This is a genomic window from Flavobacterium sp. FlaQc-30 (assembly GCF_044005885.1).
Lineage (GTDB): Bacteria > Bacteroidota > Bacteroidia > Flavobacteriales > Flavobacteriaceae > Flavobacterium.
The window spans coordinates 1,080,199-1,093,423 of record NZ_JBIPCO010000001.1 but is presented as its reverse complement, the minus strand read 5'-3'; the positions used below and the strand labels follow the sequence as shown (position 1 = coordinate 1,093,423).

Below are 13,225 nucleotides of genomic sequence, written 5' to 3'. Positions count from 1 at the left end.
TCTTACGATTTTACAAAAGTGTTTAATTGCGCTAAATACCAAGCCGCATCGTCATACATAATAAAATGCAGACCTTTGCTCGCATACTGAAAATCAGCTGTTTTTAAATTTTTATATTGTTCCTCGATTGCTGGTTTTAAATTTATAAAATAAGATTCTAATAAAATTAATGACGGGCATTTTATAGCTGCAATTTTATTTCTCAAATCGGTATTTGAAAAATCACAATACATTTGAGCAAATGTTTTTCGGTCTGATTTTACGCTCCAATCTACAACTGTATCCATTTTTGAAGTATCTGCCAAAAGCCTTGGCATTGTTTTTTTCTGCATTTCAAGAAACTGAGCATCTGTCATTCCAGTCATTTGACTTACCATTGCTGAACAATCATTATTTTCTTTTGATTTAAATGAAGGATCCATCAGCGCAGCCAAACACGGAAGCGCATCTACAACTACAATTTTCCCAATTAATTCTGGATAATCTGCTGCGATTGCAAGTGCAAGTCCGCCGCCCATACTGTGACCAATTAAAATTGGCTTTTCAATTTTACTGTCTTTAATATAATTTGCAATTTCTGTTTTCCAATTTTCGAATGATGGATTCTGTTGTGGTTTTGCTCCCGCAAATCCTGCCATTGTAAGCGTATAACAAATATAGTCTTTTTCGAAAGCTGTTTTGGTTTCATTCCACACCTCTCCAGAAGAAGCAAATCCAGGAATGAAAATTATTGATTGTTTTCCTTTTCCCGTTTTAATAACTTCGAAAGGATATGATTTTGTTTGTGCAAAAACATTTAGACATAAAGCTGAGAATAAGAATGCGATAATTAAGATGATATACTTTTTCATTTTTTAATAGTTTTAAGTTGTTAATTTAATCGGATCCGCCTTTTGGATACGAGAACTATTAAAATGTTACAAAAGTTTTTAAATTTTTAATCATTAAGTTTAAAATCCCAATGTTGGTACGAGTTTTTAACCGCAAAGTACGCGGAGGTTTACGCAAAGGACGCTATGTTTTTTGCTCGCAAAGACGCTAAGTCGCAAAGTTTTTACCACAATCTTGTCATTTCGACTGAAAGGAGAAATCACACACGTAACTCGACAAAGATTAGCGATTTTGATTGCAGAGTTTCTAGTGTGATTTCTCCTTTCAGTCGAAATGACAAACTGTACGCATTGTCAGTCTAAGTGAAGTTAAAATCCTCTCGTAACGAAAGTCCTTCGACTCCGCTCAGGATAACAACGGTATAAAAAAAATCCCAAACCCCAATCGTAAAATTGGAATTTGGAATTTTTAATATTTAAGAATCAAACTGGTTTATCCAACCAAATTGATAATTTTTCCTGGAACGATAATCACCTTATTTGGTGTTCTGCCGTCTAATTGTTTTTGAGTTCTTTCGTCTTTCATTACAATTTCTTCGATTTGTTCTTTGGTTAAATCCAAAGGCAATTCGATTGTAAAACGCATTTTTCCGTTGAAAGAAACTGGATATTCTTTATTTGTTTCAATTAGATGTTTTGCTTCAAAAGCAGGGAAAGCAACTTCTGAAATTGAAGTTGTATGTCCTAACTGCGACCATAATTCTTCTGCAATATGAGGAGCGTAAGGAGAAACCAAAACTGCTAATGGTTCTAAAATCGCTCTTGAATGACAGTTTTGAGCAGACAATTCATTTACACAAATCATAAACTGAGAAACCGAAGTATTGAAAGAGAAATTCTCGATATCTTCTGCTGCTTTTTTGATTGTTTTATGTAATGATTTCAAGTTGTCTTTTGTTGGTTCGTCATTGTTTACAATTAAACCATTATCATCAAAATACAATCTCCATAATTTTTTCAAGAAACCAAAAACTCCAGAAATTCCAGCAGTATTCCAAGGTTTTGCCTGTTCTAACGGACCTAAGAACATTTCGTATAAACGTAATGTATCTGCTCCATATTCATTACAAATATCATCAGGTGTTACAACATTATAGTATGATTTAGACATTTTTTCGACTTCACGACCTACAATGTATTTTCCGTTTTCATCAAAAACAAATTCTGCTGTATTGAAATCTTCTCTCCAAGCTTTGAACTTTTCGATATTCAATTCATCTGAAGAATTTACAAAATGAACATCAACACGAATTGGCTGTACATTTTGTCTTTCAATTTTATTTTTAGACACAAAAGTATTTGTTCCTTCTAATCTGTAAACATAAGCCGTCGTACCTAAAATCATTCCCTGATTAATCAGTTTTTTGAACGGCTCTTCGGTTGGAGCAAAACCTTTGTCTTTTAAAAATTTGTTCCAGAAACGAGAATACAACAAGTGCCCTGTTGCGTGCTCACTTCCTCCAATGTACAAATCTACACTTTCCCAATACGCTAATGCTTCTTTACTTGCAAATTCATTTTCATTGTGTGCATCCATATAACGCATCCAATACCATGAACTTCCTGCCCAACCCGGCATTGTGTTTAATTCTAGAGGAAAAATCGAAACATTGTCAACTAAATCTGTATTGACAACTTTATTTTGTTTTGTATCCCAAGCCCAAACAGCTGCGTTTCCTAATGGAGGCAAACCGTCTTCTGTTGGTAAATATTTTTCTACTTCTGGTAAAATAATTGGCAAGTGCTGCGCATCAATCATTTTAGGCAATCCGTTTACGTAGTAAACTGGAAACGGTTCACCCCAATAACGCTGACGAGAAAAAACAGCATCACGCAAACGGTAATTTGTTTTTCCTTTTCCTTGTCCTAATTTTTCTAATTCAGCGATTGCTTTTTGAGTTGCCTCTTTATAATTTAATCCGTTTAAGAAATCAGAATTTGCGATTTCAACGTTATCTTTTGATCCGTAAGCGGCTTCAGAAATATCAACATTTGCAAAAATGTTTTTGATTTCCTGCATTCCGTTTTGACCTTTAAAGAAATTAGCAAAAGCATAATCTCTTTCGTCTCCGCAAGGAACCGCCATTACAGCACCAGTTCCGTAACCTGCCAAAACATAATCTCCAATCCAAACCGGAATCGCTTCTTTTGTAAATGGATGTTCTGCATACGCTCCTGTAAATACTCCAGAAATTGTTTTTACATCGGCCATACGCTCACGTTCAGAACGCTTTGATGTTTTTTCGATATAAGCTTCAATTGCCGCTTTTTGTTCTGGAGTTGTAATTTTGGCAACCAAATCATGTTCTGGTGCCAAAGTCATAAACGTTACTCCAAAAATAGTATCAGGACGAGTGGTAAAAACTTCGATAACTTCATCGTGATTTTTTACATTAAAAGTCACCAAAGCCCCAACCGATTTACCGATCCAGTTTCTTTGTGATTCTTTGATTGACTCACTCCAATCGATATCATTTAGACCTTGAAGTAAGCGTTCGGCATAAGCAGAAATTCGCATACTCCATTGTGTCATTTTTTTTCTTATAACAGGAAAACCTCCACGCTCAGAAACTCCGTTTACAATTTCGTCATTTGCCAAAACAGTTCCTAAACCGGGACACCAGTTTACTTCGGTTTCAGCCAAATAAGTCATTCTGTATTGTAAAAGGATTTTTTCTTTTTGATCTTCAGAATAAGAGTTCCATTCCGCAGCAGTAAAAATCGCAACATTATCATCACAAACTGCTTCAACTAATGCATTTCCGCTTTCTTCAAAAACTTTTACAAGCTCTGAAATTTCAAAAGCTTTTCCTTGTTTTTTGCAATACCAAGAATTAAACAATTGAATAAAAATCCATTGTGTATGTTTGTAATAATCAGGATTTGAAGTTCGCACTTCACGCGCCCAGTCAAATGAAAAACCAATTTTATCCAATTGTTTTCTGTATCCTGCAATTTGTTTTCCTTCTTTGTCTACGCCGCCATCAATATTTACGCGTGTTGTATCTTCTGGACGTTGTCCTGTCTGAATCGCATATTGTTCTGCCGGTAATCCGAAACTATCATAACCCATTGGATGCAAAACATTGAAACCTTGATGTCTTTTGAAACGAGAATACACATCTGAAGCTATATAACCAAGCGGATGCCCAACGTGCAGTCCTGCTCCAGATGGATAAGGAAACATATCGAGTACATAATGTTTCGGTTTTTCAGAGTTGTTTTTTGCTGCAAAAGTTTGATTTTCTGCCCAATATTTTTGCCATTTGGCGTCAATTTCGTTTGGATTGTACTTCATTTCTAAGTGACTAAGATTCTAAGTTACTAAGGTTCTAAGGCTTTTCACTAAATTAATTATTAGGCGCAAATTTACATTTATTGTTGCTTGTTGCAAAGCTATTTCACTGACAAACAAATAAAATAACAAAATACGTATTTTAAATTAAGTAAAAATACGTAAATTTGTAATAACAATACTTAGCCAAGGTGTTTTTAATTGTTTATTTTTTAATAATAGAAGAATACTATTACAGTAAAAACAATTATTTTTACAAGGATATATTTAAGAATGAAATGGGTAATGATAAAAAATATTCTATTGAAGTACGACTTTGGATTGAAGAAGCTGAAGGTCCATTTTTAGGTATTGGAAAAATCTGGCTTTTAGAAAATATTCGCAAAACAGGCTCTATAACAAATGCAGCTAAGGAGATGAAAATGGCATACAGACAGGCTTGGCAGTTGGTTGAAGAAATGAATCAGCGAGCACAAAGTCCGTTAGTCGAAAAATTATTGGGCGGAAAAGGCGGCGGCGGTGCAAAATTGACTGATGCTGGAGAAAAAGCGATTGCAGTTTTTTATGAAGTAGAAAAACGCATTAAAGATTTCGCCGAAAAGGAAACTCAAAATTTGAAGTTTTAGAGAGCTTCAATTTCATAGATCGTTTTCAATGAAATTTCCAAATATGATTTTGGTCATAATTTAAATGTGTAGAAATTGCTTTTTTTGTCGTGCAAATCAGTATTCCTGAAAAAACACACTGAATTTTTATTTTAAAAAACATACAAACCAAAAACAAATTTCTTAATTATCAGTATTCATTTTAAAACATACTGAAAAATCGTATCCTTATGAAACTAAAATTTATCGCCTTTTTACTCTTTCCGCTAATCGGATTTTCCCAACAAAACAATTCAACTCCAACAGATTCCATAAAACCATCAAACGTTTTTATGCTGGGGGAAGTAATTGTTACCAATCATCAAAACAAAGACACTTTAAACAGAGTAACTTCAAAAACAATGGTTTCTCAAAACAAAATGGATGTTTCGAGAGCTTTAAATATGCTGCCAGGAATTACATTAACGGCTTCTGGACCACGAAACGAATCGATGGTTTCTGTACGTGGTTTCGATTTAAGACAGGTTCCGGTTTATATGGACGGTATTCCTGTTTATGTTCCTTATGACGGTTATGTTGACTTGGCAAGATTTACCACTTTTGATCTCGCTGCAATTGATGTTTCAAAAGGATTTTCGTCTGTACTTTATGGTCCCAACTCACTTGGCGGCGCTATAAATTTAGTTTCTAGAAAACCTTCTCAAAAATTAGAATATGACGGCTCGCTTGGAATAATTAATGAAAATGGCTATAAAGGAAACCTCAACATTGGTTCTAACATTGGAAAGTTTTATTTTCAGGGTGGATTTTCGTATTTGGATAGAAATTCAACTAGAATGTCATCTAATTTTGTTCCAACAGCAAATGAAAACGGCGGACAAAGAGACAATTCATATCGCACGGATCAGAAAATTAGTTTTAAAATTGGATGGACTCCAACTGAAAAAAGCGAATATGCAATTGGTTACATCAATCAGCAGGGCGAAAAAGGAAATCCAGTTTATACAGGAAGCGATCCTTTGAATTCACTTTTACTAAAACCTCGTTACTGGCAATGGCCAAACTGGGATAAAGAAAGTTTTTACTTCATCTCAAATTCTAATTTTGATGACAAAAACAGCTTAAAAACAAGGTTGTATTTTGACCGTTTCAAGAATACTCTTGACAGTTATGATGATGCAAGTTATACGAAACAAACCAAACCGTATGCTTTTGAAAGTATTTACAATGATTACACTTACGGTGGAAATCTAGAATACAACACGAAATTTATTCCAAAAAATGATTTGAAAATTGCTTTTCATTTTAAAGAAGATGTACACCGCGAAAACAATCTTGGTGAACCAGTTCGCCATTTTATAGACAATACGGTTTTGGTAGGAATTGAAGATATTTATAAAGTTACTCCAAAATTTACTGTTATTCCGGGTGTGAGTTACAACATTAGAAAAAATACTGAAGCAGAAGATTACAACAGTACTACAAAAGTGATTTCAGATTATCCATCCGCTGGTGCGAGTGATGCTTTTAATGCTCAAATTGGATTTTTTTATCAGTTGAATGAAGCGCAGAAATTGGGCGCAACAGTTTCACAAAAAACAAGATTTGCAACTATCAAAGATCGTTATTCGTACAGAATGGGAACTGCAATACCAAATCCGGACTTAAAACCTGAAAAAGCTGTAAATTACGAATTGAATTATACGGCTGGACTTTTTAATAAAGTTACTTTTCAGACGGCGCTTTTCTACAGCAAACTTTCTGATGCAATCTTAAATGTAAGCAACGTTCAACCTGGAAAATCTCAAATGCAGAATTTTGGCGAAGCAGAATATCTTGGCGTTGAAGCTCAAATAAACTATGAAATCTTATCTAATTTGTCGCTTAACGTGAACTACACTTATATTGAACGAAATAATATCACAAATCCGAATATTCATTTTACCGATGTTCCAAATACTAAGGTTATGGGAACTTTAGAATATAAACCGATTACAATATTGCGATTAATTGCTAATTCTGAATTTAACTCATCTCGTTTCAGCACGAGTTATGGTGCAAGAGTTCCTGATTACACGCTTTTAAATTTTTACGCTTCGGGCAAAATAGCTAAAAATTTCAGTATCGATGCGGGAATTAATAATATCTTCGATAAAAACTATTGTCTTGTTGAAGGTTATCCTGAAGAAGGCCGCAACTTTTTTGTAACGCTTCGTTTTTTCAATAACTAAACCTAAAAATAATTTTATATGAAAACTCAAAATTATATTCTCGTACTTCTTATTGCATTTTCATGCACAATGTGCAATTCATCTAAAAAGGAAAAAGAAGATTCGATTGCTACAGAAAAGGTGTCTAAAACAGACAATGATAAGCATGCTGTTCTTACGCCGGCTGACAGTTTAAAAATGGTAAATCACACTATTGAAGTAAAAGGCGATGTCGAATTTCCGCTTCAATTAAGTGTTGATTCTTTAAAAAAGATGAAAGTGGTAACTATTGATAATTTTAAAGTTGTCTGCCAAAGCGGCGAAGTTAAAAAAGACAACAAAGTGTGCAAAGGCGTGCTTTTGAAAGATATTTTAGAGAAGGCAAAAATCAAACAAGACGGACATAAGGATCGTAATTTTTATATTGTGGCTCGAGCTTCTGATGATTACAAAGCCACTTTTTCATGGGCAGAAATTTTCAACAATCCAACCGGAGAAAATGCTTTTGTTCTTTTTGAGGAAAACGGAAAACCACTAAAAAGCGGCGAAATGATTGCTATTTGCAAAAATGATATTAAAACTGGGCCTCGTCATGTTTACTGGCTTAAAAGTATTGAGGTTTATAGAGTAAAATAAGGTTCTAAGAAACTAAGGCTCTGAGATTCTAAGGCTCTGAGATTCTAAGGCTGAAAGTTTTTTCTACTATTTAACCGCAAAGTTCGCAAAGCTGATCTACAAAAAGCTTTGCGAATTTTTTGTTATCATCAAATTAAACCATAATGCACTTTCTACTTAAATCAACAAAAATTTTATGCACTTTGCTGTTAAATAAACTTTTATTCAATATGGAATTGTACATTTATGGTATAAAAGTTCGTTAATAACTTTAAATAAAGAAATTCTTTATTATTTTTACCACATAATTTAAGCAAACTATGAGTTCTAACTTTGATAAATTTCAAAAACGCAGGTTAATTTCCTCTTATTTTTCGGTAGTATTAAGTGTATTTCTAGTATTATTCCTTTTGGGAGTATTAGGATTATTTATTATTAACTCTAAAAAACTGGCAAACGATTTTAAAGAAAAAATTGCTATGACGGTTTTCTTTAAAAATGAAGCAAACGACAGCGTTATCAAAGCATTTAATACGGAATTAAAAAGAGCGCCTTTCGCTAGATCTTATGCTTATGTTTCTAAAGAAAAAGCAGCAAAAGAACATACTGATATTATTGGAGAAGATTTCCTGACATTTTTAGGAGAGAATCCTTTATTGAATTCATACGACATTCATTTAAAAGCAGATTATGTTGAAAGAGACAGCATTCTGCAAATCGAAAGCAGTTTACGTAAAAACACCATGATCGAAGATATTGTTTACGACAAACAATTGGTAAATCTGGTAAATGATAATATCAAGAAAGTAAGTATGTGGATTTTGATTATCAGCGGTTTCTTAGCGATAATTGCAGTTTTATTAATCAACAGTTCATTGCGTCTTTCTATTCACTCAAACCGTTTTATTATCAAAACTATGCAAATGGTTGGCGCAACCAAATCGTTTATTCGTAAACCTTTTGTAATGCGCAGTGTAAAACTAGGAATGCTGGGTGCTGGATTGGCAATTATTGCTTTAATTGGACTTTTATTCTACGTTGAAACTAATTTCCCTGGTTTAGGAATTCTAGAAGATAAAGCTTTAATTGGATTGGTTTTATTAGCGGTTTTTGGATTAGGAGTTTTAATTACGTGGGTAAGCACACACTTTGCAACGCAACGTTTCTTGAATTTAAGAACTGATGATCTCTATTAATTTTAGATTTTAGACTGTAGATTTTAGATTAAAATAATTGCCTTATCCTAAAACATTGGGTTTTACAGGCTCACAAAATAAATAAAAATGAAAAACAATAATACAGACGAAACTCCAAAACACGAATTCCTTTTTGACAGTGTTAATTACAAAATCTTATTGATCGGAATTGCTGTTATCGCTTTAGGCTTTATTTTAATGTCGGGCGGAGGAAGTCATGATCCAAATGTTTTTAATGAAGATATTTTTAATTTCAGACGTATTCGTTTAGCTCCAACTACCGTTTTAATTGGTTTTGGAATTACGATTTATTCTATTTTCAAAAAATCAAAATAGACAACTTAGACATCTTAGACAACTTAGATCTTTAGAATATTCTTTTCTAAAAAAATCTAAGAAGTCTAACATTCTAATAATCTAACAATCTAATAAATGAATACATTACAAGCTATCGTTCTTGCTATTATTGAAGGAATCACAGAATTTTTACCTGTTTCTTCAACTGGACACATGATTATTGCCTCTTCTTTTTTTGGAATTGCACACGACGATTTCACTAAACTTTTTACTATTGTTATTCAACTTGGAGCAATTCTTTCGGTTGTAATTCTATATTTCAAACGTTTCTTTCAAACACTTGATTTTTACTTTAAACTTTTAGTTGCTTTTATTCCTGCCGTTGTTTTAGGATTATTATTAAGTGATTTTATTGATGGTTTATTAGAAAATCCAGTAACTGTAGCAATTTCTCTTTTAATTGGAGGTTTAATTCTATTAAAAGTCGACGAATGGTTTAATACACCAAACAGTACCGAAACTTCACAAGAAATCAGCTATTTACAAGCTTTTAAAATTGGTTTATTTCAATGTCTTGCCATGATTCCCGGCGTTTCTCGCAGCGGTGCAAGTATCGTGGGCGGAATGTCTCAAAAATTATCAAGAACTACTGCTGCTGAGTTTTCATTTTTTCTTGCTGTACCGACAATGTTGGGTGCAACGGTAAAAAAATGTTACGATTATTACAAAGCGGGATTCGAATTATCTCACGATCAAATCAACTTATTGATAATAGGAAACATTGTTGCTTTTATTGTGGCGCTTCTTGCTATCAAAACCTTTATTGGATTTTTAACTAAAAACGGATTCAAGGTTTTTGGTTATTACCGAATTATTGCTGGAATCATTTTATTGCTGATTCACTTTTTCATTCACCCGCTTACCATTATATAATGACACCTGAAGAATATTTAGACGGACAAGTTTTACTGATAGACAAACCTTTAAAATGGAGTTCGTTTCAAGCTGTCAATAAATTAAAATACCTTTTAATTAATAAAGTCGGCCTGCCAAAAAAGTTTAAAATTGGTCATGCTGGAACCTTAGATCCTTTGGCTTCTGGGCTTTTACTAATTTGTACTGGAAAATTTACTAAGAGAATTTCTGAGCTTCAAGGTCAAGCCAAAGAATATACTGGAACATTTTATATTGGAGCTACTACTCCATCTTACGACTTAGAGACTGAAATCGATCAGACTTTTCCAACGGAACATATCGATGAAGCACTTATTCATGAAACGGTTAAACAGTTTCTAGGCGAAATCGATCAAAAACCGCCAATATTTTCTGCTATTAAAAAAGACGGAGTTCGTTTATACGAACACGCACGTGCTGGTGAAACTGTCGAAATTGCGAGCAGAAAAACTACAATTCACGAATTTGAAATTACCCGAATAGCATTACCTGAAATTGATTTTAGAGTAGTTTGCAGTAAAGGAACTTATATTCGTTCTCTTGCTTACGATTTTGGAAAAGCCATGAATTCAGGATCGCATTTAACTGTTTTACGCCGAACTAAGATTGGCGATTACGATGTAAAAAACGCAATTGATATTACTCTTTTTGAGGAAAATCTATAACATTATATTTTTTTGATTTTTGTAATTTAGTCGTTTGCTTTAAAATTTACAAAATGAAAAATTTCTTTTTAGCGTTATTTTTAATCTCCGCAAAAGTTTCTTTTAGTCAAACTGCCGGCCAAAAATTTGTATCAACTGATATCGACAATTTTTGGAAAGCATATGAAAAGGTTATTTCTACTTCTGACAGTATAAAACAATACCAATTTCTAAATGAGTTTTATCTTGACAAAGCCTCACTTGGTTTAAAAAGCCTTATTGAAGTTCGTAATTACACTCCAAAAGAATTCCTTAACTCAATTACAAAATACCCAAAATTCTGGAATTCATTAAAAGCAAACACCACAAATGTCAATAATCTTTATCCTGAAATCGAAACTGACATTCGTAAATTAAAAGAAGCATATCCACCATTAAAACCATCAACTATTTATTTTTCAATTGGTGCTTTTAGAACAAACGGAACGATACAAAATGATCGCATTTTAATTGGAAGCGAACTCTCATTAGCAGATGAAACTACTATTATCGACGAACTTCCTGCATGGAGACAGCCTTTTTATAAAGAATATAATCCAAGAAAAAACATTGCTTTATTATGCACTCATGAATATGTTCATACGCAGCAAAAAGAATTAGTGGAAAACTTACTTGCTATGTGTTTGTATGAAGGTGTCGCAGAATTTATTTCCTGCAAAGTAACTGGCAAAAAATCTAGCAGTCCTGCAATAGAATTTGGAAAAAACAACCAGGAAAAAGTAATCAATCAGTTTATTGCCGATTTGTATATCATGAGCAATAATTATAATTGGTTATGGGGTGAAAACAGAAATGATTTAAAAATTAGAGATCTCGGTTATTATATTGGCTATGAAATTTCTGAACGCTATTACAATTCATCCAAAGACAAAGCAAAAGCCATAAAAACGCTTATTGAGCTTGATTATCATAACGAAAAAGAAATGGAGCAAATCGTTGATGCCTCAAAATTATTTCCAAAAAGTGTAAAGAAATTAAATCAGGATTACGAAAAACAACGACCAACTGTACTAACAATATCTGGTTTTAAAAACGGAAGTAAAAAAGTAAAATCAGGATTAAGAGACATTACAATCACCTTTTCAGAACCGTTAAACGGTCGCAATACAGGTATTGATTTTGGTCCACTTGGCAAAGAATTTTGTCCAAAGTTAAGTTCTGAAAAAATCTGGTCTTCTGATAAAAAAACATGGACTTTTAAAGCCGATTTGCTGCCAAACAAAAAATATCAAATCTTAATTACAAGTAATTTCAGAAAGCAAAACGGAGTAAGATTAAAACCGTATTTGATCGAATTTCAAACAACTGAATAAAAAAAGCACATTACAAATCAAACCGTAATGTGCCACCTCTTTAATTAAAGTAGTGTTATTTCATACGCAATTTCTTTTGGAGTTAATAATGATGAACATTCTTTCCTCCAAACAAAAAGGTCGAAAAAAAATCGTAAAACCTTTCGAATAACTTTTTCATAATAGTGCATTTTTTAATTGTTAGACATTAAATAAACACCAATAAAAAGAGTAAATCAAAAAGTAAATAATAGAAGTGGGATTGCTTTACTAAGATACAAAAATAATGCTAAAAAAAAGAATACAAATACGTTTTTAAGAGCATTATAACATTTGTTATCAACAAGTTACAAACAATCAGCTTAAGAATTCATTTTAAAAATATTCAAAATTAAAGTCTATCGTATTTGATATTCTCCATAATCTCTATTAATTCTTCCTGAACAGAAATTCCTTTATCAGCCAAATACCATAACTGAAGATCTGTTTTAATTTTTTCGTCGATTACACCAAACTCTTTTTTATAGTTTTCCATCAATTCAGACGCTCCTTTTGGTCTTGGTCCCCAATCTGCACGAACAATTCCGGCTTCTTTACAAACAATAATTACTTTAGGTATCGCTCTTCCTCCATTTGTTAAATAATGATCCATCAATTCTGTATTCTCATCACGAAAGACAATTCGAAGATCTATTTTTTTATTCGAATCATGCGCCATTTTATTTAAAATTGGAAGAATCTGCGCCGCATCACCACACCAGCCTTCAGAAATAACCAGCCAAAAATAATGATTGTCTAAATTTTGAAGCTTCGAAATCACTTCTTCAGAAATCTTGACTGTTTTATCCAGCCGATTCATTCTAGCCTCGTTCAACTTTGAATAATTGGTCAAACTTTCAGACTGTTCGTTGCCTGTTGACTTTCCTTCATACAACAAATCAGTGACTATTTTTCGATATTCGGGATAGGAATGGCTATTGAATAATGCTTTTGCTATAAAGTTTTTCATAAATAATTATTTGATTACTATAAAAATACGGATTTTAAGAAGATGCAGAAATGACTTTTATCACATTCCATAGAAAAAAATCAAAACCCGCATAAATTAAAACAAAAGAGCAATTAATTTTTTGTAAACATTATTTTTAAAAATCAGAATATGTCTAT

At 32.8% G+C, this 13,225-nt stretch carries 11 protein-coding genes; 8 read left to right on the top strand and 3 right to left on the bottom strand.

Annotated features, from left to right (window positions below):
• Positions 1 to 2: 2 nt before the first annotated feature.
• Both ACHRV0_RS04830 and leuS read right to left on the bottom strand, forming a co-directional pair.
• Entirely contained in the window at positions 3 to 851 is an 849-nt protein-coding gene (locus ACHRV0_RS04830) for an alpha/beta fold hydrolase (RefSeq protein ID WP_395440077.1), read from the bottom strand.
• Between the two features lie 472 nt (positions 852 to 1,323).
• Positions 1,324 to 4,188: a leucine--tRNA ligase gene (leuS, locus tag ACHRV0_RS04825; protein WP_395440076.1), complete on the bottom strand. Its 2,865-nt coding sequence runs from the start codon at positions 4,186 to 4,188 to the stop codon at positions 1,324 to 1,326.
• Positions 4,189 to 4,463: 275 nt separating this feature from the next.
• On the opposite strand from leuS, the gene ACHRV0_RS04820 reads away from it, so the two are divergent.
• The 8 genes from ACHRV0_RS04820 (at position 4,464) to ACHRV0_RS04785 (ending at position 12,079) form a co-directional block, all read left to right on the top strand.
• Positions 4,464 to 4,811, top strand: coding sequence for a winged helix-turn-helix domain-containing protein (locus tag ACHRV0_RS04820; protein WP_129023758.1), 348 nt, complete (start codon positions 4,464 to 4,466; stop codon positions 4,809 to 4,811).
• 209 nt (positions 4,812 to 5,020) lie between these two features.
• Complete coding sequence (locus ACHRV0_RS04815) at positions 5,021 to 7,021, top strand: TonB-dependent receptor plug domain-containing protein (protein WP_395440075.1); 2,001 nt, start codon at positions 5,021 to 5,023, stop codon at positions 7,019 to 7,021.
• 18 nt (positions 7,022 to 7,039) lie between these two features.
• Positions 7,040 to 7,636, top strand: coding sequence for a molybdopterin-dependent oxidoreductase (locus ACHRV0_RS04810; RefSeq protein ID WP_395440074.1), 597 nt, complete (start codon positions 7,040 to 7,042; stop codon positions 7,634 to 7,636).
• 299 nt (positions 7,637 to 7,935) lie between these two features.
• Complete coding sequence (locus ACHRV0_RS04805) at positions 7,936 to 8,811, top strand: ABC transporter permease (RefSeq protein ID WP_089058423.1); 876 nt, start codon at positions 7,936 to 7,938, stop codon at positions 8,809 to 8,811.
• A gap of 87 nt (positions 8,812 to 8,898) precedes the next feature.
• The gene (locus ACHRV0_RS04800; protein WP_395440073.1) at positions 8,899 to 9,147 is read left to right on the top strand and encodes a DUF3098 domain-containing protein; all 249 of its coding nucleotides are present in this window, start codon (positions 8,899 to 8,901) and stop codon (positions 9,145 to 9,147) included.
• A 96-nt stretch (positions 9,148 to 9,243) separates the two neighbouring features.
• Positions 9,244 to 10,041, top strand: coding sequence for an undecaprenyl-diphosphate phosphatase (locus ACHRV0_RS04795; protein ID WP_089054319.1), 798 nt, complete (start codon positions 9,244 to 9,246; stop codon positions 10,039 to 10,041).
• Complete coding sequence (gene truB / locus ACHRV0_RS04790) at positions 10,041 to 10,727, top strand: tRNA pseudouridine(55) synthase TruB (protein WP_129023756.1); 687 nt, start codon at positions 10,041 to 10,043, stop codon at positions 10,725 to 10,727. Before ACHRV0_RS04795 ends, truB begins: the two co-directional genes overlap by 1 nt.
• 53 nt (positions 10,728 to 10,780) lie before the next feature.
• Positions 10,781 to 12,079: a DUF2268 domain-containing putative Zn-dependent protease gene (locus tag ACHRV0_RS04785; protein ID WP_395440072.1), complete on the top strand. Its 1,299-nt coding sequence runs from the start codon at positions 10,781 to 10,783 to the stop codon at positions 12,077 to 12,079.
• 370 nt (positions 12,080 to 12,449) lie between these two features.
• Here the strand turns inward: ACHRV0_RS04785 and ACHRV0_RS04780 are convergent, their stop codons facing one another.
• Positions 12,450 to 13,067, bottom strand: coding sequence for a thioredoxin family protein (locus ACHRV0_RS04780; protein ID WP_395440071.1), 618 nt, complete (start codon positions 13,065 to 13,067; stop codon positions 12,450 to 12,452).
• Positions 13,068 to 13,225 lie beyond the last annotated feature (158 nt).